The 23,534-nt window shown below is 72.2% G+C and carries 18 protein-coding genes and 1 pseudogene; 9 read left to right on the top strand and 10 right to left on the bottom strand.

Annotated features, from left to right (window positions below):
* Positions 1-75 precede the first annotated feature (75 nt).
* Together ACIBBH_RS06195 and ACIBBH_RS06190 are read left to right on the top strand one after the other, a co-directional pair.
* A complete protein-coding gene (locus tag ACIBBH_RS06195; protein WP_399402409.1) occupies positions 76-1,017 on the top strand; it encodes an NAD-dependent epimerase/dehydratase family protein in 942 nt (313 codons plus the stop codon).
* 26 nt (positions 1,018-1,043) lie between these two features.
* The gene (locus ACIBBH_RS06190) at positions 1,044-4,553 is read left to right on the top strand and encodes an aminotransferase class I/II-fold pyridoxal phosphate-dependent enzyme (protein WP_399402408.1); all 3,510 of its coding nucleotides are present in this window, start codon (positions 1,044-1,046) and stop codon (positions 4,551-4,553) included.
* A gap of 10 nt (positions 4,554-4,563) precedes the next feature.
* Here ACIBBH_RS06190 and ACIBBH_RS06185 read toward each other — a convergent pair whose 3' ends face one another.
* The 4 genes from ACIBBH_RS06185 to ACIBBH_RS06170 form a co-directional block, all read right to left on the bottom strand.
* On the bottom strand, positions 4,564-5,142 hold the full coding sequence (locus ACIBBH_RS06185) for a toxin (protein ID WP_399402406.1): 579 nt from the start codon (positions 5,140-5,142) through the stop codon (positions 4,564-4,566).
* Positions 5,139-5,579: a helix-turn-helix domain-containing protein gene (locus ACIBBH_RS06180; RefSeq protein WP_399402404.1), complete on the bottom strand. Its 441-nt coding sequence runs from the start codon at positions 5,577-5,579 to the stop codon at positions 5,139-5,141. The genes ACIBBH_RS06185 and ACIBBH_RS06180 overlap by 4 nt, the downstream gene beginning before the upstream one ends.
* A gap of 330 nt (positions 5,580-5,909) precedes the next feature.
* Positions 5,910-7,064 (bottom strand): MAB_1171c family putative transporter, encoded by a 1,155-nt coding sequence (locus tag ACIBBH_RS06175; protein WP_399402402.1) that lies wholly within the window; start codon positions 7,062-7,064, stop codon positions 5,910-5,912.
* Between the two features lie 40 nt (positions 7,065-7,104).
* Entirely contained in the window at positions 7,105-7,833 is a 729-nt protein-coding gene (locus tag ACIBBH_RS06170) for a TetR-like C-terminal domain-containing protein (RefSeq protein ID WP_399402400.1), read from the bottom strand.
* Positions 7,834-8,331: 498 nt separating this feature from the next.
* Between ACIBBH_RS06170 and ACIBBH_RS06165 the strand changes: the two genes are divergently transcribed.
* The 3 genes from ACIBBH_RS06165 (at position 8,332) to ACIBBH_RS06155 (ending at position 14,982) form a co-directional block, all read left to right on the top strand.
* On the top strand, positions 8,332-12,387 hold the full coding sequence (locus tag ACIBBH_RS06165; protein WP_399402398.1) for a molybdopterin-dependent oxidoreductase: 4,056 nt from the start codon (positions 8,332-8,334) through the stop codon (positions 12,385-12,387).
* Positions 12,388-12,516: 129 nt separating this feature from the next.
* The gene (locus ACIBBH_RS06160) at positions 12,517-12,774 is read left to right on the top strand and encodes a hypothetical protein (protein WP_399402397.1); all 258 of its coding nucleotides are present in this window, start codon (positions 12,517-12,519) and stop codon (positions 12,772-12,774) included.
* A gap of 174 nt (positions 12,775-12,948) precedes the next feature.
* Positions 12,949-14,982 carry a TerD family protein gene (locus ACIBBH_RS06155; RefSeq protein ID WP_399402723.1) on the top strand — a complete coding sequence of 678 codons (2,034 nt, stop codon included), beginning with the start codon at positions 12,949-12,951 and terminating at the stop codon, positions 14,980-14,982.
* A gap of 18 nt (positions 14,983-15,000) precedes the next feature.
* Here the strand turns inward: ACIBBH_RS06155 and ACIBBH_RS06150 are convergent, their stop codons facing one another.
* Entirely contained in the window at positions 15,001-15,975 is a 975-nt protein-coding gene (locus ACIBBH_RS06150; protein ID WP_399402395.1) for an alpha/beta hydrolase, read from the bottom strand.
* 474 nt (positions 15,976-16,449) lie between these two features.
* Positions 16,450-17,007 (bottom strand): NAD(P)H-dependent oxidoreductase, encoded by a 558-nt coding sequence (locus ACIBBH_RS06145; protein ID WP_399402393.1) that lies wholly within the window; start codon positions 17,005-17,007, stop codon positions 16,450-16,452.
* Between the two features lie 117 nt (positions 17,008-17,124).
* Here ACIBBH_RS06145 and ACIBBH_RS06140 point away from each other — a divergent pair, with 117 nt between their 5' ends.
* From ACIBBH_RS06140 to ACIBBH_RS06130, 3 genes and pseudogenes are all read left to right on the top strand, one after another.
* Complete coding sequence (locus tag ACIBBH_RS06140) at positions 17,125-17,787, top strand: TetR/AcrR family transcriptional regulator (protein ID WP_399402391.1); 663 nt, start codon at positions 17,125-17,127, stop codon at positions 17,785-17,787.
* 104 nt (positions 17,788-17,891) lie between these two features.
* Complete coding sequence (locus ACIBBH_RS06135; RefSeq protein WP_399402721.1) at positions 17,892-18,938, top strand: LacI family DNA-binding transcriptional regulator; 1,047 nt, start codon at positions 17,892-17,894, stop codon at positions 18,936-18,938.
* 112 nt (positions 18,939-19,050) lie between these two features.
* Positions 19,051-19,256: pseudogene (locus ACIBBH_RS06130) on the top strand (aldehyde dehydrogenase family protein); the annotation flags it as partial.
* 19 nt (positions 19,257-19,275) lie between these two features.
* On the opposite strand, the gene trxA reads toward ACIBBH_RS06130, so the two are convergent.
* Entirely contained in the window at positions 19,276-19,656 is a 381-nt protein-coding gene (gene trxA, locus ACIBBH_RS06125; protein WP_399402389.1) for a thioredoxin, read from the bottom strand.
* Between the two features lie 119 nt (positions 19,657-19,775).
* Here trxA and ACIBBH_RS06120 point away from each other — a divergent pair, with 119 nt between their 5' ends.
* Positions 19,776-21,206: a dihydrolipoyl dehydrogenase family protein gene (locus ACIBBH_RS06120; protein ID WP_399402387.1), complete on the top strand. Its 1,431-nt coding sequence runs from the start codon at positions 19,776-19,778 to the stop codon at positions 21,204-21,206.
* A gap of 112 nt (positions 21,207-21,318) precedes the next feature.
* Here ACIBBH_RS06120 and ACIBBH_RS06115 read toward each other — a convergent pair whose 3' ends face one another.
* The 3 genes from ACIBBH_RS06115 to ACIBBH_RS06105 form a co-directional block, all read right to left on the bottom strand.
* Positions 21,319-21,963 carry a peptide deformylase gene (locus ACIBBH_RS06115; protein WP_399402385.1) on the bottom strand — a complete coding sequence of 215 codons (645 nt, stop codon included), beginning with the start codon at positions 21,961-21,963 and terminating at the stop codon, positions 21,319-21,321.
* Between the two features lie 245 nt (positions 21,964-22,208).
* Entirely contained in the window at positions 22,209-22,568 is a 360-nt protein-coding gene (locus ACIBBH_RS06110; protein ID WP_399402383.1) for a tetratricopeptide repeat protein, read from the bottom strand.
* Between the two features lie 176 nt (positions 22,569-22,744).
* Positions 22,745-23,440 carry a type 1 glutamine amidotransferase domain-containing protein gene (locus ACIBBH_RS06105; RefSeq protein WP_399402381.1) on the bottom strand — a complete coding sequence of 232 codons (696 nt, stop codon included), beginning with the start codon at positions 23,438-23,440 and terminating at the stop codon, positions 22,745-22,747.
* Between the last annotated feature and the right edge of the window lie 94 nt (positions 23,441-23,534).

Below are 23,534 nucleotides of genomic sequence, written 5' to 3'. Positions count from 1 at the left end.
ACGGGCGCCTTCCGCGTGGCCTGCCTCCGACGTATCTGACACAAGATCAACACACAGTCGCGCTACTGTGCGCCCGTGAGCTTTCATGTTGTTATCGGTTTTGGGCCCGCCGGGGCGGCCACCGCACGGCTGCTGACCGAAAAGGGCCATTCAGTACGGGTCATCACCAAGTCGGGCCGAAGCCCGGAACCAGGCATCGAGCACGTCGCGTTGGACGCGGCGGACAGCGAGCGGCTGACCGACGCCGCGCAGGGCGCGGCCGCGGTCCACTGCTGTGCCGCACCGCCCTACCATCGCTGGGCCGGTGAATGGCCGCCGCTGGCCGCGTCGGTGTGTGCGGCGGCCGAGGCGACCGGGGCCGTCCTGGTCATGCTGGGGAACCTCTACGGCTACGGCCCGGTGGACGGTCCCATGACCGAAAAGCTGCCGCTCGCGGCGACCGGCCGCAAGGGGCGGGTGCGCGCCGCCGTCTGGGAGCAGGCACGGAAACTGCACGAGCAGGGTCGTATCAAGGCGGTCGAGCTACGGGCCTCGGACTTCTTCGGGCCCGGGGTGACGGACGGCGGCCACCTGGCCGCGCGGGTCATGCCGCAACTGCTGCGCGGCAAGCGGGTCTCCACGCTGGGGGACCCGGACGTCCCGCACAGCTGGAGCTATCTGCCCGATGTGGCCAGGGCCCTCGTCGAGGTCGCGGAGGAGGAACGGGCCTGGGGACGGGCCTGGCACGTCCCGACGGAGCCCGCGCTGTCCACCCGGGAGATGGTCGACCGCCTTGCCGCCGAGGCGGGAACGGGTCCGGTCGCGGTGCGCCGGCTGCCGCCGGCCGTGCTGGGTGCCGCGTCGCTCTTCTCCCCGCTGCTCCGGGAACTGAGGGAGATCCGTTACCAGTTCGACCGTCCGTTCGTCGTCGACTCCAGCGCTTACGAGGCTGAGTTCACGGTTCGAGCCACGCCCGTCGAGGAGCAGGTCAAGGCGACCGTGGACTGGTGGCGCGCACGACTGGGCACCACCGGGTGACATCTGTGACAGGGAAAGATTCCACAGTGGGTTCAGCGGGAGCGCGACGGGACGACATCGCCATCGTGGGGATGGCCTGCCGGTTTCCGGGGGCGCCGAATGTGAACCAGTACTGGCGGCTCCTGACGGCCCCGCAGGGGCAGTTCTCCACCGTCCCCGATTCGCGGTGGCGTCTCGCCGCCTTCCTCAGCGACAACTTCCGTGATTCGTCCTCGGTGTACACGGACACCATGGCGCTGCTGCCGGATGTGGGCCACTTCGACGCCGTGCACTACGGCATCCCGCCGCGGCGGGCCAGGGCGATGGACCCCCAGCACCGGCTGCTGATCGACCTCGCCCGCGAGGCGATCCAGGACGCGGGATGGGAGGCCGAGGGCTTCGACCGTGAGGAGACCTCGGTGATCACGTCGCTCACCGAGAGCGGCTACCGCGAGATCAGCACCCTGCAGATCCGCATGCGTCAGCTGGCCGGCGGTGAGTTCGGTGCACGGGTGGCCGACCCCCGGTGGCTGGAGACCGCCCGCGCGGTCGACGGGCTGCAGGGCACCTCCGTGGCCGGACTCCTGCTCAACATGGGGCCGAACACGATCAGTTCGGTCTTCGATCTGCACGGCGAGAGCTATGCGCTGGACTCGGCGTGTTCCGGTGGCCTGATGGCCGTGGCCAACGCCGTGTTCGCACTGCGCGCGGGCCGATGCCGCATCGCACTCGCCGGTGGCGCCCAACTGCAGCTCACCCCAGACCTGTTGGTGGGACTGTGCCGGATCGGCGCCATCTCGCGCAGCGGCAGGTGCCTGCCGTTCGGCGCGGAGGCCGATGGTTTCGTCCTGGGAGAGGGCGCCGGGGTCCTGGTGTTGCGGCCCCTGGCCGACGCGCTGGCGGCCGGCGACCGGGTCTACGCGGTGATCCGGGGTGTGGGAACGGCCAATGACGGGACCGTGCAGGGCGGTATGCATCCCCAGGCGGCCGGTCAGCTCCGGGCGTTGCGCCGGGCCTACCGGGACGCGGACCTGCCCCCGGACGCGGTGGGTTATCTGGAGGCGCACGGCACCGGGACCACGGTCGGCGATCCGGTCGAGGTCGGTGTCCTGCGGGAACTGCGCGGTGAGCGGGGCGCACCCGCCTTCCTGGGCGCGGTGAAGGCGGTGGTCGGGCACTCGCTCAACGCCGCGGGGCTGGCCGGGCTGATCAAGACCGTCCTGGCCGTGCACCGAGGAGTGATACCGCCGCAGCCGGAGTTCGGCCTGGCCGATCGTTCCGGGCTCGACGCCGCGCGTCTGACCGTCCCGACGTCGCCGACCCCATGGCCGGAGTCCGGGCAGCCGCGCCGGGCGGGGGTGAGCGCCTTCGGCTTCGGCGGCACCGGGGTCCATGTGGTGGTGGAGGAGTGCCCCACGGCACCGGTCCGCCCGGCACCGGACGAGGGGCCGCACCTTCTGGTCCTCAGCGCTCGCGACCGGGCCGGGCTGGCCCGTTACGCCCGGGAACTGGCGGACACCATCGCCGGCGACCAGCCATCGCCGGCCGGGGTGGCGGACACGCTGGCCCGCCGGGCTCCCCTCGCGGAACGCCTGGCCGTGGTGGCGGAGGACGCCCCTGACGCCGTCGCCAAACTGACCGCGGCGGCCGAGGCCGTGGCGGCGGGCCGCACCGGAGATCTCGGGCCGGGTCAGGTGGCCGGCACGGTGCCCCCCGGTGAACCGCCGGAGGCCGCGGTGCCGGCGCCGGGGACGCTGTCCGCCGAGGCGCGCACGGCCGCGTTGGCCCGGCTCGCGAAGCGCGCGGTCACCGGCTCGGGGATCCGTCCCGTCATGGAGCGAATACCCCCGTGCACCCTGCCGCCGAGCCCGCTCGCCCCGCGCCACCACTGGGTGGTGGACGAGTCGGCTCGCGAGCCGGGGGACACGCCCAACCCCCTTGAGGCAGCGGGGGACGCTCCCAAGCCGGTGGACTCGCCCGAGGCGGCGCCCGTGGCGGCGCGGATCGATGGCGCATCCGCCGAATCCGCCACACAGGCCGCGGCCAGACCGGCCGCAGCCGCCACACACGCCGCATCCATCGTGCTCGAAGAGGTGTCGCGGGCCGGCGTCTTCCCCCTCTCCGACCTGAGCGAGCGGATGACACTCGTGGCCGATCTCGGCTTCGACTCCCTGATGCTGCAGGAGCTGGAGGTCAACATCGGCAAGCGGATACCGGGTTTCCGCACCGATGAGATCTTCTCGCCCGGACTCACCATCGAGCGGCTGATCGCCCTGGTCGATCCGGACCTCGCGGTGCCGCCGGTCCCCGGCGCACTCCTGCCCCGGCATACGCGGGCGCACTGGGGTGCCGAGACAGCGCGCGTCGATGACTTCCCCGAGGTGAGGCAGTTCGAGGAGCGCTTGAGCTCGATCACCGGCAGTGGTGCGGACTTCCCGTACTTCCGGGTCCACGAGGGCAACATCCGCGACAGGACCCTGATCGGCGACCGCGAGTACCTGTCCTTCGGCAGCTACAACTACCTGGGGCTCTCCGGCCATCCGGCGGTCAACGAGGCCGTGCACCGGGCGGTGGACCGGTACGGGACCTCCGTTTCCGCGAGCCGTGTGCTCTCCGGCGAACGGGATCTGACCGTACGGCTGGAGCGGGCGCTCGCCGCCTTCCTCGGCGTCGACGACTGCCTGGCGCTGGTGAGTGGCCACGCCACCAATGTCACCGCGATAGGGCACCTCGTCGGCGCGGGGGACCTCGTCGTGCACGATGCGCTCGCCCACGACAGCATCCTGCAGGGCTGCGCCTTGTCCGGGGCGGCGCGACGCCCGTTCGCGCACAACGACATCGGCCGGCTGGAACACATGCTGCGGCTCAACCGGTCCCGTTTCCGGCGGGTGCTGATCGCCGTCGAGGGCGCCTACAGCATGGACGGCGACCTCGTCGACCTGCCCGCCGTGATCGAGCTGAAGAGGCGTTACGGCGCCCTGCTGATGGTCGACGAGGCGCACAGCATCGGCACCGTGGGCGAACACGGCCGTGGCGTCGGTGAGTTCTTCGGCGTCGACCGGGCGGACGTGGATCTGTGGATGGGCACCCTCTCCAAGGCCTTCGCCAGCTGCGGCGGTTACCTCGGCGGATCGGCCCGGATGGTGCGGTGGCTGCGCCACACGCTGCCCGGCTTCGTCTACAGCGTGGGCCTCACCCCGGCCAACGCGGCCGCGGCGCTGGCCGCCACAGAGCTGATCGTCGCGGAACCGCACCGGGTGCGCGCTCTGCGGCGGAACGCGGAGCTCTTCCTGGGCCTCGCCGCCTCGGCCGGTCTGGCGACGGGCTCCAGTGCCGACACGCCCATCGTGCCGTGTCTGCTCGGCGACTCGGCGAAGACCCTGCGCATCGCGGACCGGCTCTTCGACCGGGGGGTCATCGCCGATCCGATCTTCCACCCCGCCGTGGAGGAGGGGCTCGCGCGGCTGCGGTTCTTCGTTACCAGCGAACACCGCGAGGACGACATCCGACGGGCCGTGTCGATCCTGGCCGAGGAGGTGGCATCCGCCGGGGAATGAGCGACTCACGTCAGATCAGGGTGCGTTCGATCCGGCTGAGCATGGCGTTCTTTCCGGAATCCCCGCCTTCCCCGGCCTCCTCGGCCGGGGGCGCGCCATGCCGCTGCTCGGTACTGCCCACCTTTTGGGAGAGAAGATAGGCGATGATCTCCGCCTCCTGTTCCTGGACGTCGTCGTAGGTCGCGCGCAGGAGCATGTCACGCACGAGGTCGGGGTCGAGGTTGGGGAAGAGGAGGCGGGCGGTCGCCTCGTCCAGCCAACCTGCGCCGCGATGGCAGCAGATGATGTGGCCCAGCTCGTGCAAGATGATGTGCTCCTGATGCGCGCCGGTCGTGTTGGCGTCGTAGAAGATCAGGTCCTCGTCGCGTGCGGCGACCCACATGCCGCACGGATGCGAAGCGGGCATCTGCATCGGGACCAGCGTGATGGGACGGTCGCGGATCTCGCCGAGGTAGCGGCACAGTTCGGCCACATCGGCCACTTTCGGCAGATCGAGTTCAGCGATCCGCTGTGCGCCGGCCTTCCGGAGCTTCTTGAGCTGGCTGCGGCGGTCCTGATCGGCCGACCGCCCCCTCCTGGGGCCCCTCACTCCGCGTCCGAGGGGTCGGTGACGGGCGGAAGGCCCTGCAACTGCCGGTACTGGTCCATGATGGCCGTGATGGCCTGGAGGTTCTCCTTCTTCATCCCGGCCGCCCGCATCGCCACGGCGCGGACCCCGGACTGCCGCAACGCCTCGATGGCGGCGACCTCGCTGAGTACCGACTCGGCGACCTTGTCGTCGAAGAAGTAGGCAACCGAAACGCCGAAGAAGCGAGCCAGGGCAGCCAGTAGGTCCGGTGAGGGGTTGGAGCGTTTGCCCGTCCGCAACTGCGACAGATACACGCCCCCGACCCTGAGTTCGGGGTTGGCCCGCTTCAGCTCCTCCGCCACCTCGGCGTTGGTCCAGTGCCTGCCCTTGGGACGAACCGTCTTGAAGAGGTCGTCCAGACGCACTGCCAGCACGGGCCGGTCGTCGGTCTCGGACATTGCCAATCTACCTCCCGTCACCTCCTCGGCATAGCCCTTGGCTATCCGCCAGTCTCGCAGATTAGCGGTTGGTTGACAATTGGCCGAGACTCCGCCAACGTTGGTGCTCGCCGATAGCTGTCAGCTAACTTGGTTCACGGGGGTAGCCGAGTTGGGTGCCGGTGATGCGGACCGGTCCGGCCGTCGGGGGATGGGTCGGGCAGGGCCGGGCGGGACCCACCCGCCCGGCCCGACGGGAAAGACGGGGGAACCGGGGAACGGGGGAAACGGGGGTGGAACCCGGGGGAAGCCCGCCCGGTCTGACGGGGGATACAGACCGGGCGGGAGCTCTCAACCCGCGCCGCCCAGTTTACTGTAGGCGGATGCGACTTTGGTGAGCCAGGCCACCTCAGCCGTGAAGTTGTCCGTATCACGGTCTTCGAAGTCGCCGGCGTCCTTGTTGTGGTCGGGGATGGTGCCGGTGCGCTTGGCGTGCAGGGCCTGCCTGATCTGTGCCGCTTCGGCGAGCGCCTGCCGGGACTCCTCGCTCGCTCCCTGGTCCGGCCCGTCGACGCCGTTGGCGGTGCGGTCGATGTAGGGCCGCAAGTCCCGCCATCCGTCCCGTATTTCGACGACCCGCCGGTGAAGACGGTAGTTGAGATCGGACACGGAAGCCCCCGGCGGCTCCAGGACGATGTCCGGGGAGGCCTCGTACAGGTCCCGCCAGAGCGGGTAAAGGGCCCGGTACGACCGGTAACTGCGCGCCCACTCCAGGAGCCTGGCGGCCGAGGGCCCCCAGGAGGGCATGGTCAGGCTGAGCGAGAGGGTGACGATGCCGGCCGCGCTGAAGACGGAAGCGGCGACCTTCCAGACGCCGATGTCGATCCCGCGCGCGGCGGTGAGGATGTTGACCGTCCTGGCCAGGCAGTACAGGAAGAGGACCACCGCCGCGACGGAGAGCAGCCGCAGGGCCTGGCGCAGCGACGCCTTGTCGGTCATACGGGCATAGGGGCCGCACTGGCGGAAGATGGTGACGCACGGAACCGCCTGGGAGACGATGAAGACCAGGAGGTAGGTGAGGACCAGCGGCCGGCCGCTGCCGGTGTCGAAGTCCGAAGCCGGCCGGCCGGGACCGTCGGCCAGAAAGAACAGCGCCGTCAGAAGCGCGTCGAGGACGATGCCGGTGATCAGCCAGTAACGGGTCTTGCGTACCGCCTCTTCGTCGGCGGTCGCCCAGCGCAGCAGGATGATCTGCGCGCTGACGCAGAAGGCGACCGCCGACAGGTGCATCACCAGGATGGCGAGGTTGCCGACGCCCAGGAACCTCTTGCTCCCCATGGCGACGGCGCCCATCGTGAAGGTGAGGCACTGGAACAGCAGCGTGACGACCAGTGTGCGGTAGGCGTTGTCCTTCCAGCTGCGCCGCGCTTGGCACAGCCGGTAGACGAGGGCGGCGTACGACGAGAGCGCCGCGATGACGAAGCAGAGGGTTCTGGTGGTGTTCACGGCCTGATTCCTGCAGGTGCCCGCGCGTACGGCGGACGGTTCAGTCGGTGTGTTCCCCCAAGGGAACCACGAGTCCGATGCTTTCGGCCGCCACGGCGATGGCGTAGTCGAAGAACGAGGCCTCGTCCCGGACGCTGTCGTGGGTACGGCTGAAGACCTGGAAGACCAGGAGTCCGATCAGATTGCTCCACAGTACGATGCCGCGTTCGATGATGTCCGAGAATGGAGCCTCGGGCACACCGCCGAACAGCTCCACGGCCTCCGGCAGAAGCAGCGGCGGACCGGGCACCGCCCGCCGGGGCGGGGTGAGTTCACCGGCCTCCAGCGCCGAACGCACGATGCCGGCGAGCACGGTGGGGGTGCGCGAGGCGGGCGGGACCGTGTCCTGCGGGGCGTGGTAGCCCGGAACGGGCGAGCCGTAGATCAGCGTGAATTCGGCGGGGTTGCCGAAGGACCACCGCCGCAGCGCACGAGTGACGGCAAGCAGCCGCGCGCCCGCCGACGCATGGGCGTCCCTGGCGGCCTGATCGGCCTGTTCCATCGCGGCAGCGGACTCGTTGTAGGCGTCGATGACCAGCGCGGTCAGCAGGTCGTCCCGGTGCGGGAAGACGGCTTCCACCTCCGGGAGGGCCAGACCGCTGTCACGGGCCACGGCATCAAGGGACAGCCCCCCGGCGCCCAGTTTCACCAGTAGTTGTCGCGCGGTGGCCTTGATGACCGCCGGGAGCCTGACGTTGTCGTCGGCCGGGTTCGTTGCGGAAGCCTCCATGGTCAAACCGTACCGGCCGGCCCCAACGCCCATGAACGCGGCCGCCCTTGGCCCTCCGCGATGCGCTGTGATCCGGCCACCACCGCCACCCCGTACGGCGCGGTTGATGCGGCCGGCCTGGGCATACGCCGACCACGGGGAGATGCACACAGGTCATTCGGATGATCCCTGGTCGGTGTGCCCGTTCGCCGCGTGCGATCTCAGGTTCTCCACCCTGACCGTTGACCCTTCAAGTTTTGCGGTGCAACGATCACGCCCGCGACGCGGTACGGGCGACCAGCTGACCGGCTCCCACGAGCAGCCGCGCGGACGCGTCCTGCCCCAGGTGGGTGTCCGCGCGGCGTCGCGTGCCCGCGCGCCGGCCCCGCTCACACCCCGCACCCCCACTCTGTGCGCCGGGCTTAACTCCCGATGATCCCCGGAGCGACGTTCCCGTAATCGGCTGTTCGTACGGTCACTGTGTACGACAGGCCGATCAGCACACGACAGGGGGCGCCCGTGGCCGCGCCGGACTCGGGGACCGACGGCATCGAGGCGGTGCGGACGGTCTGCTCGTACTGCGGTGTGGGCTGCGGCCTGGTGCTCGACATCGGCAGGGGGCCGGACGGACGCCGTACGGTCCTGAAGGCGTCCGGCGACAAGGAGCACCCGGCGAACTCCGGCCGGCTGTGCACCAAGGGCGCGACCACGGCCGACATGCTGTCCGCGCCGGGGAGACTGACCACGGCCCTGGTCCGGCCCGAGCGCGGGGACGAGCCGGTGCCGGCCCCGCTGGACGCGGCGGTCGCCGAGACGGCACGGCGGCTGCGGGCCATCGTCGACGAGCACGGGCCCGACGCGGTCGCGCTCTACGTCTCGGGCCAGATGAGCCTGGAGGCCCAGTACCTCGCGAACAAGCTGGCCAAGGGCTTCATCCGGACCAACCGGATCGAGTCCAACTCCCGTCTGTGCATGGCCAGTGCCGGTACCGGCTACAAGCTGTCGCTGGGTGCGGACGGCCCGCCCGGTTCGTACCAGGACTTCGACCGCGCCGACCTGTTCCTGGTCATCGGCTCGAACATGGCCGACTGCCATCCCGTCCTCTTCCTGCGCATGATGGACCGGGTGAAGTCGGCCGGCGCCAAGCTGATCGTCGTCGACCCGCGCCGCACCGCCACCGCCGCGAAGGCGGACCTCTTCCTGCAGATCAGGCCGGGCACCGACCTCGCGCTGCTCAACGGCCTGCTGCACCTGCTGCACGTCGGCGGCCACACCGACCCGGAGTTCATCGCCGCCCACACCGAGGGCTGGGAGGCGATGCCCGACTTCCTCGCCGGCTACCCGCCCGCCGCCGTCGCCGAGCTCACCGGCCTCGCCGAGGACGACATCCGCCAGGCGGCCCGGCTGATCGGCGAGGCGGGGGAGTGGACCAGCTGCTGGACGATGGGCCTCAACCAGTCCACGCACGGCACCTGGAACACCAACGCCCTGGTCAACCTCCACCTCGCGACGGGGAAGATCTGCCGCCCCGGCAGCGGCCCGTTCTCCCTCACCGGCCAGCCCAACGCCATGGGCGGCCGGGAGATGGGCTACATGGGCCCGGGCCTGCCCGGCCAGCGGTCCGTCCTCGCCGACGCCGACCGCGCCTTCACCGAAGAGCTGTGGGAGCTGCCCCCGGGCACGATCCGCGCGGACGGCGTCGGCCACGGCACCGTCGAGATGTTCCGGAAGATGGCCGACGGCGACATCAAGGCCTGCTGGATCATCTGCACCAACCCGGTCGCCTCCGTCGCCAACCGCCGCACGGTCATCGAGGGCCTGGAGGCCGCCGAGTTCGTCGTCACCCAGGACGTCTTCGCCGACACGGAGACCAATGCCTACGCCGACGTCGTCCTGCCCGGCGCCCTGTGGACCGAGACCGAGGGCGTCCTCGTCAACAGCGAACGCAACCTCACCCTGGCCCGGCCCGCCGCCGACCCGCCCGGCGAGGCCACCGCCGACTGGCGGATCATCGCCGCCGTCGCCCGTGCCATGGGCTACGAGCGGGGCTTCTCCTACGACAGCGCCGCGCAGGTCTTCGAGGAGATCAAACGGGCCCACAACCCGCAGACCGGCTACGACCTGCGCGGGGTGACGTACGAGCGGCTGCGCGACACCCCCGTCCAGTGGCCCGCGCCCACCGCCGACGGCCCCGACCGCAACCCCGTCCGGTACGTCGACGAGGACGGCACCCTCACCTTCCCCACCCCCACCGGCCGCGCCGTCTTCCACGCCCGCCCGCACCTGCCGCCGGCCGAGATGCCGGACGACGACTACAAGTACGTGTTCAACACCGGCCGCCTCCAGCACCAGTGGCACACCCTCACCAAGACGGCCAGGGTGCCCAAGCTGAACAAGCTCAACCCCGGCCCCTTCGTCGAGATACACCCGCAGGACGCGGCAGACCTGGGCATCGCCGACGGCGACTCGGTGGAGGTCGCCTCCCGGCGCGGGCGGGCCGTCCTGCCCGCCGTCGTCACCGACCGGGTGCGGCCGGGCTGCTGCTTCGCCCCGTTCCACTGGAACGACCTGTTCGGCGAGTACCTCAGTGTCAACGCGGTCACGAACGACGCCGTCGACCCGCTGTCCTTCCAGCCGGAGCTGAAGGTGTGCGCGGTGTCGCTGACCAAGGTCGTGACGCCGGTGAGCGTGCAGCCGCCGGTGACCGAGGCACCGCCGATCGTGCCGTCCGCGGTCCAGCCCTCCGCCGCCGCCGCATTCGGCCTCGACCCCGCCCCGCCGCCCGTCCTCACCGAGCGCGAACGGCAGTACCTGGTCGGCTTCCTCGCCGGCATCCCCGCCGGCGCCCCCGGCGTCCCGGTACTGCCGCCGGACGCCCCCTTCAGTCCCGAGCACGCCCTGTGGGTCAACGGCACCCTCGCCGGCATGTACTCCCGGGCCGCCGCCACCCCCTCGGCCCCGCCCGCCACCGGCCGCCGGGTCGTGATCCTGTGGGCCTCGCAGACCGGCAACGCCGAGGAGTTCGCGGCCACCACCGCCGAACGGCTCGCCTCCGGCGGCCACGCCACCTCCCTCGTCGCCATGGACGAGGCCGACCTCACCGCCCTGCCCGCCGGCGCCGACCTGCTGCTGATCACCAGCACCTTCGGCGACGGCGACGCCCCCGACAACGGCGCCGGCTTCTGGGACACCCTGACCGCGCCCGGAGCCGGAGGCCTGGAGGGACGGCGCTACGCCGTGCTCGCCTTCGGAGACTCCTCGTACGACGACTTCTGCGGGCACGGCCGCCGCCTGGACCGGCGCCTGGACGAACTGGGCGCGGTCCGCCTGGCCCCGCGCACCGACTGCGAACCCGACTACGAGAGCGCCGCACACGCCTGGCTCGACCAGGTGCTCACCGCCCTCCAGGGCACCCGGGCGACCCCGTCCCCGGCCGCTCCCCGTGCCAAGAAGAAGCCGGCCCCCGTCACCGCCCGCCTGACCGGCAACCGGCTGCTCAGCCTGCCGGGCGCGGGCAAGGAGGTCCGCCGCTTCACCTTCGACACCCGCGACAGCGAGCAGCCCCTGGTGTACGAGGCGGGCGACGCCCTGGCCGTACGGCCCCTGAACTCCACACGGCTGGCGGCCGAGTGGCTGACCGTCACCGGCCTGGACGCGGACACGGAGGTGCGGGTCGACGGCGTGGGTGAGGTGACCCTCGGCGACGCCCTTGTGCGCCACCTCGACATCACCCGCGTCAGCCCCGGCCTGCTGCGCTTCGTCGCCGAGCAGGCCCGTGACCCGCGCGAGCTGCGCAAGCTGCTGCGGCCGGACAACAAGGGCGAGCTGGCGAAGTGGACCTGGGGCCGGCAGGCCGTGGACGTGGTCGCCGAGTTCGGCGTCCGCGCCGACGCGCAGGAGTGGGCCGACGTGCTGGGCCGTCTGCAACCGCGGCTGTACTCCATCTCCTCCAGCCCGCTCACCGACCCCCACCTGGTGTCGCTGACGGTGTCCGTCGTCCGGTACGAGAACCTGCACGGCCGCGCCCGCCAGGGCGTGTGCTCCCCCTTCCTCGCCGACGCCGAACCCGGCACGCCCGTACCCGTCCACGTCCAGCGCTCGCCGCACTTCCGCCCGCCCGCCGACCCCGCCACCCCCATGGTGATGGTCGGCCCCGGCACCGGCGTGGCGCCCTTCCTCGGCTTTCTCCAGGAGCGGCGCGCCCGCGGCCACCGCGCCCCCAACTGGCTGTTCTTCGGCGAGCAGCACCGGGCCTCCGACTTCTACTACGAGGACGAGCTGACCGCCTTCCTCGCCGAGGGCGGCCTCACCCGCCTCGACACGGCCTTCTCCCGCGACCAGCGCGCCAAGGTCTACGTCCAGGACCGGATGCGCGAACACGGCCCCCTGCTGTGGTCCTGGCTCCAGGACGGCGCCCATTTCTACGTCTGCGGCGACGCCTCCCGCATGGCCAAGGACGTGGACCGGGCCCTCACGGACATCGCCGTGGTGCACGGCGGGCTGGCGGAGGACGACGCGGCGGCGTACGTAAAACAGCTCGCCGCCGACAAGCGCTACGTCCGCGACGTCTACTGAGCGGTCGCCCTGCCTGCGCGCCGAGTGCCGCATGGACAGGGCGAGTTGCGGCCGGAACCGGCCCTGCGGGGTGCGCACCGGCCAGCCGGGCAGGTGCTCGGCGTGGGCCGGCCGGTCCTGGAGCGTGGAGTGGTGCACGTTGACTCCGCCGCGTCCGCCCGCAGGCTCGCCGTCGAGGCGACCGGGTGCAGCGTGCGCAGCGTCCAGGGCGCGTCCGCGGTGGCGGCCTCGACCGCCCGCCCGTCCACGCGCCGCCCGCCGGGCTCCGCCCGCAGCCCGGCCCGCCGCTCCTCGTCGACCAGCCGCGCGGGACACCCGGCCAGGCCGGCGGCCCCGCGCACCAGCGCCTCCGGCCCGGCCCGGTTCTCGGCCGGCCGGTCGAAGTAGGCGACCTGGACGGCGGCCCGGCGCCCGCGATCCAGCGCGGTCAGGCACCCGGCCAGTCAGCCTCCGGTTCCGCCCCGGTCGCCGCCACCGGGGTATTACAGTTGCCCGGGTGTGTGCGACATGTCACATGGTGTTGCGCGGCAAGCAGTTGGGGTGGGGGGATTCGTGCAGGAAATGGCGAAGGGGTCGAACGTATCGCTGTCGGCCCTGAGTGAGCATGTCGGCTCGGTGATCGTCAGTCTGGGCCGGGCCAGCCCGAGCGGTGAAGGTGACGCCGACGTGTCCGTCCTGTTGCTGAACGCGGACGGCAAGGTCCGCGGTGACGGCGACTTCTACTTTTACAACAACCCGGTCGCGGCCGACGGAAGCGTGCAACTGCTGGGCAAGACGCCCACGCAGGACGGCGACGAGGACCGGATCGGCTTCGACCTGACGGCGGTCCCGGACGACGTGCGACGGATCGTCGTCGCCGCGAGCCGCTACGGCGGGGCCCGCTTCAAGGAACTGGAAGACCTCACCGTGACGCTGGCCGACGCGGTCGGCGACCCTCTCCTGAGATTCGCGATCGACGACGCCGACGCGGTGAGCGCGATCATCTTCGGTGAGCTGTACCGGCGCGCGGACGAGTGGAGGTTCCGTGCCGTGGGACAGGGGTACGACACCGGTCTGGCCGGTCTGGCGACGGACTTCGGCGTCGACATCGACGACGACGCGGCGGCGGACGGCGCGCTCGACGCCATGCCCGGCGAGGAGCAGACCGACGCCGACCGCCCGGCTTCGGCCGTCGCGACGCAGGCGCCGCCGCCGCTGGACGCCGTACCGGCGCCCCGCCCGCCCGGCGACGCGACCGGGCCGGGCAAGCCGTCGGGCAGGCCCCGTACGGCGCGGAAGAAGGTGATCCTGCCCCGGGCGAGCCGTAAGTCCCTGGCGGAGAACGACTCCTGGAAGCAGGCCCGGCTCTTTCCCGTCTCCGCTCTCAAGAGCGACCGGGACCGCGAGACGCGTGCCACGTCGGTCCTGCTCTCCGTGATGGCGCAGGTGCCGGAGTTCGGCAGGCGCCTGACCGCCGCCTTCGGCGCGCCGGCCGGCCGCATGGAGACGTTCACCGAGGTGTCCCTGCCGCACGGCGACACCCCGCGACGCCCCGACGGGATCGTCCGCGTCGAGCGGGCCGGCAAGCTGTGGACGGCGCTGGTCGAGACGAAGACCAACGGCAGCGCCCTCAAGGCCGATCAGGTGCAGGCGTACATGGATGTCGCCGCCCGCCGCGGTTACGAGGCCGTGATCACGCTGTCCAACGACGTCGCCCTGGAGGGCAGCCCGCTCGTCGACGTCAAGACCGACGGCAGGCGCAAGCACAAGGTGGCCCTCAGGCACCTGTCCTGGGCCGAGGTCGCCCACCAGGCCCAGCTGCTGATCCGGCACGAGGGAGTCGGCGACGCCTCGCACGCCTGGCTGCTGCAGGAGCTGCTGCACTACCTCCAGCACGAGAACTCCGGCTGCCACGGCTTCCAGAACATGGGTCCGGCCTGGGTCCCGGTCCGCAACGGCATCGACGACGAGACGCTGTGCCAGGGAGACCCGCGCGCCCTGGAGGTGGTCGAGAGCTGGGAGCGGCTCATCCGGCAGGTCTGCCTCGGGCTGGGCGGCGAACTCGGGCAGAAGGTGCTGCCCGTCCAGCGGACTCGGCGTGGCGCGGACCCGCACGAGCGCCGCAGCCGCCTCGCCGAGCAGCTGTGCCTGCAGGGCAGGCTCGAAGCGGAGCTGCGCATCGAGGGCACTCCCGGCGTGCTCGCGGTCGCCGCGGATCTGCGCACCGGCAAACTGCGCACCTCCGTCGAGATCCCGGCACCCGAGCAGGGCTACCCCCTGACCTGGGTCAAGCGACTGATCCGGCGGCTGGCCGAGGCGCCGGCCGACCTCCACATCGAAACGCTGGTGGAGGGTGCGGCGGGCGGCCCGCGCGGCACGCTGGAGCGGCTCCGTCCCGAGCCGGCCGACCTGCTGCCCAAGGGCGACGGCGTCCAGATCACCGGTTTCCGCCTCTCCCTGTTCAAGGGGATGGGCAGCGGCCGGGGCAGCGCCGAGTCCGGCTTCATCCGCAGCGTCGACGACGCCGTGCACCGCTTCCACTCCACCGTGGTGGCCCACCTGGACCGTCCGGCCACTCGACGGGCACCGTCCGGGGAACGCGCGACCACGGGATGAGCGGACGAGTGTGCCGCGTCACCCGGCGAGCAGCCTGCGCAGCCACCCCAGCCGAGCACCCCGTGCCGCCTGGGACAGTGCCGCCTGCGGGGTGCAGCCGTCGAAGCCGTGGAAGCCGCCGGGCCAGACGTGGAGCTCGGCGATGCCGCCGCACTGCCAGATCCGGGAGGCGTAGTCGACGACCTCGTCGCGGAAGGTCTCCGCGGAGCCGACGTCGAGGAAGGCCGGGGGCAGGCCGGAGAGGTCGGTGGCGCGGGCGGGGGCGGCGTAGGGGGAGACCTCGGGGCCGCCCCGGCGGTCGCCGAGGAGGGCGCCCCATCCGGTCTCGTTGGCCGTGCGGTCCCATGTGCCGAGGCCGGCCATCTGGTGGCTGGAGAAGGTGTCGTTGCGGTCGTCGAGCATCGGGCACAGCAGCATCTGCCCGCGGGGCCGGGGCCCCCGGCGGTCGCGGAGCAACAGGGCCAGCGCCGCGGTGAGGCCGCCGCCCGCGCTGGCCCCGGCGAGGACGATCCGCTCCGGGTCGCCGCCGATCTCCTTGGCGTGCTCCGCCGTCCACAGCAGGCCCGCGTGGACGTCGTCGATCGGTGCGGGGTGGGGGTGCTCGGGCGCGAGGCGGTATTCCACCGACACCACGACCGCGTCCAGTTCCCGCGCCCAGGCCAGCGGGCCCTCCACGCCGGCCCGGTTGTTGCCGAGGACCATGCCGCCGCCGTGGACGTGGTAGATCACGGGCAGCGGCCCGGCGGTCGCCGGCGCGGTGGGGCGGCAGATCAGCAGGGAGACGTCGGGGGCGCCCTCGGGGCCCGGTACGGCACGGTCCTCCACCTCGAACGCGCCGCCCAGGGTGAGGTCGAGGTCCGCGAGCATCTCGATCCCCGCCCCCTGCCGGGCGGTGCCGATCTCCTGCGGGGTGAGCCCCGGCGAGATCACGTCCTTGATCATCTCCAGGGCGGCGGCGAGTTCCGGGTCGAACGGAGGCGGGGCCGACGTCACGGTTTCTCCTCACACGGGGGCGCTGCGATCGTACGGTCATCATCGGCGCGCCGCTCCCGGCGAGGGGGCCGCCGTACGGCGGAACCGGCGTCCGCCGTACGGCGGGTGGCCCGGCCGGTGTCACCTCTTCCCCGTCGGCCTTGACTTCGAGGGCGCTCGAAGTCCTGACGTCCCACTGTCGACGAGGATCCGGACGGACGGAGACGGACATGCGGGTGGCTGTGCACATCAACCGGTTCGGCCACTCCGGGGGAGCCGGCCACCGCCGGTGACCTCGACGCCTTCACGCGGGACATCGAGGGTTACACGAAGCCGGGCGTCGACACCGTGGTCCTGGCCCCGCGGCCGGGCGAGACGGCCGAGTGGATGGAGCGGTTCGCGGCGCCGGCCGTTCAGCGGCCGGCCGGGCTCCACTGACGCGGCGGAGGGGCCGGAGCCGCACGGCTCCGGCCCCTCCGGGGTGCTGCGCCGGGATCAGGCGGCCACGCCCACGTTGCCGTGCAGGCGCGCGACGACTTCGGTCAGCTGGGCGGCGACCTCGGCGTCGTCGGCCGGGTGGGTCTCGGCGAAGCGGGTCACCGAACCGGGGATGGAGAGCTTGATGTCCTCGATCACCTTGCCGCCGGCGATCCCCACGGCCTTGCGCGCCTCGTCCTGCGCCCACACGCCGCCGTACTGGCCGAAGGCGGTGCCGACCACGGCGACGGGCTTGCCGCCGAAGGCGCCGGCACCGTACGGGCGGGACAGCCAGTCGATGGCGTTCTTCAGGACGGCCGGGATGGTGCCGTTGTACTCGGGCGAGAAGAGAAGGAAGGCGTCGGCGGCGTGGGCGGCCTCCCGCAGCTTCGCCGCGGCGGCCGGGACGCTGCCCTCGACGTCGATGTCCTCGTTGTAGAAGGGGATGTCGGCCAGGCCCTCGAAGAGCACCACGTCGGCGCCCTCGGGTGCGTGCTTGACGGCCGCCTCGGCGAGCTGGCGGTTGTGCGAACCGGCGCGAAGGCTGCCGACGAGGGCGAGAATGCGAACGGACATGCTGACTCCAAGGTGCTGAAACGTCACCGTTACGATCCGGACCGAGGTCCGTTTAACTTTGTAGCAGTCTAACCGGACCGTGGTCCAGTTTCTTCCCGCGTGCTTTACGCTGTCTTCATGTCCAGCCCGCTGCCGCCCTTCCCGAAGGTCCAGGAGCCCGTCGGCGCCCCGCAGTTGCTCGAACTCGGCACCGGCGGCGACGAGCCGTGCCTGCGGGCCGACGCCGCCCGCAACCGCGCCCGGCTGCTGGAGGCCGCGGCCAGGCTGGTGAAGGAGCAGGGCGCCGCCAACGTCACGATGGAGGCGGTGGCCGCGGCGGCCTCGGTGGGCAAGGGCACCGTCTTCCGCCGCTTCGGTGACCGCACGGGGCTGCTGACCGCGCTGCTGGACCACTCGGAGAAGAAGTTCCAGGCCGCGTTCATGACCGGCCCGCCGCCGCTCGGGCCGGGGGCCCCGCCGGTGGAGCGGCTGGCGGCCTTCGGGGTCGGCGTGCTGCGTCGCGCCGCGGACGACCTGGAACTGCAGCTGGCCGCCGAGCCGGACCCGGAGCGCCGGTTCGCCGTGCCCGCCCGCCGCGTCCAGCTCAGCCACGTCGTCACCCTGCTGCGACAGGCCGTCCCCGACGCCGACTGCGACCTCCTCGCCCACACCCTGATGGGCACCCTCGACCCCGCCCTGATCCACCACCTGACCAAGCAGTGCGGGGTGCCGCGGGAGCGCCTGGAGGCCGGATGGCTGGACCTGGTGGCGCGGGTGACGGGGGCCGAGCCGCCGCGGTGATCCGCCGCCCGCCGCGGAGGAGGCGGCGGGCCCGCGGGGCGGGCCCTGGTCCAACCGTGAACGACGTTCCCCCGCCCGCATCGGCCCGTTGGGCCTCTGCCAAGATGCGGTACGTCATGGTGCAGATACCGAACTCGCCCTCGCCCGGGTCGCCCGCACCGCGCTCCGTCCCCACGAGCGCCGATGTGGCCCGCCTGGCCGGCGTCTCGCGCGCGACCGTCTCCTACGTCCTGAACAACACCAGTGCGGTACGGATCAGCGAGCCGACGCGCCGCCGCGTCCACCAGGCCGCGAAGGAACTCGGGTACGTGCCCCACGCGGCGGCCCGCAGCCTGCGCGCCGGACACAGCCGCATGGTCCTGATGCCCGCCCCGACCGTCCCCGTGGGCCCGCTCTACGGCCAGTTCATCAACGAACTCCAGTGGGCCCTCGGCCGCCTCGACTACACGGTCGTGCAGTACGGAACCGTCGGTCTGCACGGCGACGAGGCGGCCCGCGCCTGGGCCGAACTGCGGCCGGTCGCCGTCCTGGTCCCCGGCGCCGGACTCGGCCCCGAGGGCGTCGCCGTCCTCAAGCGGGCCGGCGCCCGTGCCGTGGTGACCCTGGGCCCCGAGCCCGTCGAGGGCGCCCACGCGCTGCTGATGGACCACGCCGGCGTCGGTCACTGCGCCGCCACCCACCTGTACGCCCGCGGCCGGCGCCGTATCGGCGTCGTCGTCCCCGAGGAACCCGGTCTGGATCTCTTCTCCCGGCCCCGCCTGGAGGGCGTACGGCAGGCCCTGGACGGCACGGACGCCACGGTGGCCGGGCTGCCCCTCGCCTACGACGAGGAGGCCGCCGCCCAACTGGCCGCACGCTGGCGCGAGTCCGACCTCGACGCGGTGTTCGCGTACAACGACGAGTACGCGATGCTGCTGATGCGCGCCCTGCAGGACGAGGGCGTCCGCATCCCCGAGGACACGGCCGTGATCGGCGCCGACGACCTGATGCTCGGCCGCCTGCTGCGGCCCCGGCTCAGCACGATCCACATCGAGCTGCCGTCCGGCCGCGACCTCGCCGAACTGGTCGACCACGCGGTGCGCGACCCCGGCGCCGCGCCCGAGACGCACAAGGTGCTGGGGGCGTCGGTGGTGCCGAGGGACTCCAGCTGACCGCTCACTAGGATGTCGCAGGCTCAACCAAAAGCCCGGGGGCGATCGGAGAGCCGTCCTGCCGTTGCTCGAACCCAAGACCTGGCAGTCCCTCAACTCCGTCACCCGGTAGGCGGCCCGGGGAATGGACCTGGCCGAGCGCATCCCGACCGGGATCGCGCACATCAACGACCAGACCGTGAACGACGAGGCCGTCGCGCCCTTCGGCGGGATCGCCGGGTCCGGCACCGGCGCCCGCTTCGGCGGCGAGGCCGACCTGGAGGCCTTCACCGAGTGCGCTGGACGACGGTGCGCGGGGACGTGGCGACGTACCCGTTCCAGGCATTGCCCCCGGGCGTTACTCGCCCTGCCCGTCGCCCTCCTGGGCGGCGATGCTCTTGCGGACCTCGTCCATGTCCAGCTTCCGGGCCTGCCCGATGACGTCCGCGAGGGCGGACTCGGGCAGCGCGCCGGGCTGGGCGAACACGGCGACCTGGTCACGGACGATCATCAGGGTCGGAATCGACTGGATGCCGAAGGCCTGGGCCAGCTCCGGCTGGGCCTCGGTGTCCACCTTGCCGAAGACCAGGTCGGGGTTCTCCTCGGCCGCCTTCTCGTACACGGGTGCGAACTGACGGCACGGCCCGCACCAGGACGCCCAGAAGTCGATCAGGACGAACTCGTTGTCCGTGACCGTCTGGTCGAAGTTCTCCTTGGTGAGCTCCACGGTGCTGCTCATGCGTCTACCTCTTCCTCGACATGGGGGCGGAAGCCGTGGGGAGAACACGGCCCTCTGAGTACATATTCCGGCCGCCTACCCATGTGGCCACCGGGCACACCACCGACCAGACTGGGCCCATGACGGAAACGGAATCCATCGCGTACGACGTCGTGGTGCTCGGGGCCGGCCCCGTCGGCGAGAACGTCGCCGACCGCACCCGGGCGGCGGGGCTGACCACCGCGGTCGTCGAGACCGAACTGGTCGGCGGCGAGTGCTCCTACTGGGCGTGCATGCCCAGCAAGGCGCTGCTGCGCCCGGTCATCGCCCGTTCCGACGCCCGCCGCCTGCCCGGCCTGAGCCAGGCCGTCCAGGGGCCCCTCGACGCGGACGCGGTGCTCGCCCGGCGCGACGAGTACACCGCGCACTGGAAGGACGACGGCCAGGTCGGCTGGCTGCGCGGTATCGACGCCGACCTCTACCGGGGCCACGGCCGGATCGCCGGGCCGCGTACGGTCACCGTGACCGGCCCCGACGGCCGTTTCACCACCCTCACCGCCCGGCACGCCGTCGCCGTGTGCACCGGCACCCGCGCCGAGCTGCCCGATCTGCCCGGGCTCGCCGAGGTCAAGCCGTGGACCAGCCGGGAGGCCACCAGCGCGAAGTCCGCGCCCGGCCGGCTGGTCGTGGTCGGCGGCGGTGTCGTCGCCACCGAGATGGCCACCGCCTGGCAGGCCCTCGGCTCGCAGGTCACCGTCCTGGTCCGCGGCAAGGGCCTGCTGTCCCGCATGGAGCCGTTCGCCGGCGAACTGGTCGCCGAGGCGCTCACGGAGGCCGGCGCCGACGTCCGCACCGGTACCTCCGTGGAGTCGGTGACCCGGGAGAACGGCACCGTCGTGGTGGTCACCGGCTCCGGCGACCGCGTCGAGGCCGACGAGATCCTCTTCGCCACCGGCCGCGCTCCGCGCACGGAGGACATCGGCCTCGACACCATCGGCCTGGAGCCGGGCTCCTGGCTGGAGGTCGACGACAGCCTGCGCGTGACCGGCAGCGACTGGCTGTACGCCGTCGGCGACGTCAACCACCGCGCCCTGCTCACCCACCAGGGCAAGTACCAGGCGCGCATCGCGGGCGCCGCCATCGCCGCGCGTGCCGCCGGCGACTCCGTCACCGACTCCGGCCCGTGGGGCGCCCACGTCGCCACCGCCGACCACCATGCCGTACCGCAGGTCGTCTTCACCGACCCCGAGGCAGCCGCGGTCGGCCTGTCCCTCGCCGAGGCGGAACAGGCCGGCCACCGGGTCCGGCCCGTCGACGTCGAGTTCTCCTCCGTCGCCGGCGCGGGCCTGTACGCCGAGGGCTACCGCGGCCGGGCCCGGATGGTCGTCGACCTCGACGACGAGATCCTGCGCGGTGTCACCTTCGTCGGCCCCGGCGTCGGCGAACTGATCCACTCGGCCACCATCGCGGTCGCCGGCCAGGTCCCGGTCAGCCGCCTGTGGCACGCGGTGCCGTCCTATCCGACGCTGAGCGAGGTGTGGCTGCGGTTGTTGGAGGCCTACCGGGGCTGACCTCTGCCGCGCGGGAGCCGCATGCTCCCTGTGGGGGCGCTGCGTGCGGGCGGCCGTACGGTGACAGGGAACGGGCTGGAGCCGCGCACCCGGCGGCCGTCGCCGACGCAGCTCAGGGCAGCTCGAACCCCAGCTCCCGCGCCGCCGTCTCCGGCGTCGGCTGCGTCCAGCGCTCCGTCATCGCCTCGTTCGACGACAGCGAGCGCGGCTCCGCTCGGTCCAGATACAGCGTGCCGTCGAGGTGGTCCGTCTCGTGCTGGACGATGCGCGCGGGCCAGCCGGTGAAGACCTCGTCCACCGGGCGCCCGTGCTCGTCCTGGGCCCGCAGCCGCACCTCGGCGTGCCGGGCCACGACCGCCTGCCAGCCCGGCACGCTCAGGCAGCCCTCGAAGAAGGCGGCGCGGGCGGTGCCGACGGGCTCGTAGGAGGGGTTGACCAGTACCCGGAACGGCTGCGGCACCCGGCCTCGGGCCAGTCGGATCTCGTCCGGTACCGGTGCCGGGTCCTCGATGACCGCGATCCGCAGCTCCACCCCGACCTGTGGCGCGGCGAGCCCGACGCCCGGCGCCGCGTGCATGGTGACGCGCAGCGCCTCGACGAAACGGGCCAGCAGCGCCGGCTCCAACTGCCCCTCGAACGGCTCGGTGCCGCGCCGCAGCACCGGGTCACCGGCCGCCACGATCGGCAACGGTCCGCCGGTGGCGAGGAGTTCCTCGACCCGCTCGGCAAGGGGCGTACGACCAGAGGGAGATGCCATCGCGCCAGCATCGCACGGCCACCCACACAGCCCTTGTGACACACGTCACCACGCGCCCCGGGAACTCCGTCGCACGGCACGGTGGCACTCTTCGAGAGCCAGGGCTTCGCACGCACCCGCCGCCTGGGCAAGCATCATTGGGTGGTGAGCCGGACCGTGCCCGCCCGCGGCTGACGGAGCCGGCGGCGGGCCTGACATGACGAGGGCCCGGTTCCGTGCGGAACCGGGCCCTGAAGGCGCACTGCTCAGACGGCTTCGAAGTCACCCGCGAGCGCCGAGGCGATCCGCAGGTGCGACTCGGCCTCCTCGTGGCGGCTCTGTCGCTGGAGCGTGCGGCCGAGCATCAGCCGGGCGTAGTGCTCCACCGGGTCGCGCTCGACGATCACGCGCAACTCGGCCTCGGCGCGCAGCAGTTGGGCCGAGTGGTAGTAGGAGCGGGCCAGCAGCAGCCGGGGGCCGGTCTGTTCCGGTACCTCCTCGACCAGCCCGGCCAGCACGCGGGCCGCGCCCGCGTAGTCCTGGGCGTCGAAGAACAGCCGCGCGCGCTCCCAGCGCTCGGCCGCCGTTCCCTGGTCGTAGTACGTCGTGTCCCCTAGAGACTCCACTGGTGACCTCCTTCGAGACCGACAACGGAGCCCGGTTGTTCAATATTCCACTGCCCGTGTCCCGCTACCCGTTCAGGGCGGCCAGTTCGGCGTTGGCCCGTTCGGTGACCAGGCGGTCGACCCGGCGCAGGGATCACACGCTGCACCGGGTCGACATCTGTCCGGGCAACGGCCGTTCAGCCCAGCTTCTTCAGCAGCTCGGTGGCGAGCGGGGCGGAGGAGGCCGGGTTCTGGCCGGTGACCAGGTTGCGGTCGACGACCACGTTCGGCGCCCACGACTCGCCCACCCGGACCTCGACGCCCGCCTCGGACAGGCGGTCCTGGAGCAGCCACTTGGCCTTGCCGGCGAGACCGGCCTGGGTCTCCTCGGCGTTGGTGAACGCGGCCACCTCGTACCCGGCGAAGGCGTTGGAGCCGTCGGCCGTGACGGCCGCGAGCAGGGCGGCCGGGCCGTGGCAGACCACGCCCAGCGGCTTGCCCGACCGCAGCGCGTCGACGAGCAGCCTGCCGGAGTCGGCGTTGACCGCCAGGTCCTCCATGGGGCCGTGCCCGCCGGGGTAGAAGACGGCGTCGAACTCGTCGAGCCGCACCTCCTCCAGCCGGACGGGGCTGCGCAGTTCGGTCATCGCCTCCAGGGTGCGCGCGAGGGCGTCGGCGTTGTCCTGGCCGCCGTTGGCCTCGGCGGAAAGGCTGCCCGGGTCCACGGGCGGGACCACGCCGCCGGGCGTGGCGACGACGATGTCGTGGCCGGCGTCCTTGAACGCCCGGTACGGGGCGACGGCCTCCTCGGCCCAGAAGCCGGTGGGGTGCTTCGTGCCGTCGGCGAGCGTCCACCGGTCGGCGCCGGTCATGACGAAGAGGATCCGTGACATTGGTTTTTCTCCGGAGTTCGGGGTGTGCCGTCGACGGTGAACCTAACCCGTCCAGCCATAGGTATCCAATGAGCTCCTGGATAGCAGGCATTGG

Source organism: Streptomyces sp. NPDC051636, assembly GCF_044453765.1.
Lineage (GTDB): Bacteria > Actinomycetota > Actinomycetes > Streptomycetales > Streptomycetaceae > Streptomyces.
Note: the sequence above shows the minus strand (reverse complement) of the source record. Positions and strands in the feature narration are given on the sequence as shown.

What these genes read in the sequence shown, in the direction of transcription:
- ACIBBH_RS06135 (WP_399402721.1), top strand. Translation starts at nt 17,892, where the DNA reads ATGCGGTACGTCATGGTGCAGATACCGAACTCGCCCTCGCCCGGGTCG.
- ACIBBH_RS06155 (WP_399402723.1), top strand. Translation starts at nt 12,949, where the DNA reads ATGGCGAAGGGGTCGAACGTATCGCTGTCGGCCCTGAGTGAGCATGTC.
- ACIBBH_RS06170 (WP_399402400.1), bottom strand. Translation starts at nt 7,833, where the DNA reads ATGGAGGCTTCCGCAACGAACCCGGCCGACGACAACGTCAGGCTCCCG.
- ACIBBH_RS06115 (WP_399402385.1), bottom strand. Translation starts at nt 21,963, where the DNA reads ATGGCATCTCCCTCTGGTCGTACGCCCCTTGCCGAGCGGGTCGAGGAA.
- ACIBBH_RS06105 (WP_399402381.1), bottom strand. Translation starts at nt 23,440, where the DNA reads ATGTCACGGATCCTCTTCGTCATGACCGGCGCCGACCGGTGGACGCTC.
- ACIBBH_RS06140 (WP_399402391.1), top strand. Translation starts at nt 17,125, where the DNA reads ATGTCCAGCCCGCTGCCGCCCTTCCCGAAGGTCCAGGAGCCCGTCGGC.
- ACIBBH_RS06120 (WP_399402387.1), top strand. Translation starts at nt 19,776, where the DNA reads ATGACGGAAACGGAATCCATCGCGTACGACGTCGTGGTGCTCGGGGCC.
- ACIBBH_RS06180 (WP_399402404.1), bottom strand. Translation starts at nt 5,579, where the DNA reads ATGTCCGAGACCGACGACCGGCCCGTGCTGGCAGTGCGTCTGGACGAC.
- ACIBBH_RS06145 (WP_399402393.1), bottom strand. Translation starts at nt 17,007, where the DNA reads ATGTCCGTTCGCATTCTCGCCCTCGTCGGCAGCCTTCGCGCCGGTTCG.
- trxA (WP_399402389.1), bottom strand. Translation starts at nt 19,656, where the DNA reads ATGAGCAGCACCGTGGAGCTCACCAAGGAGAACTTCGACCAGACGGTC.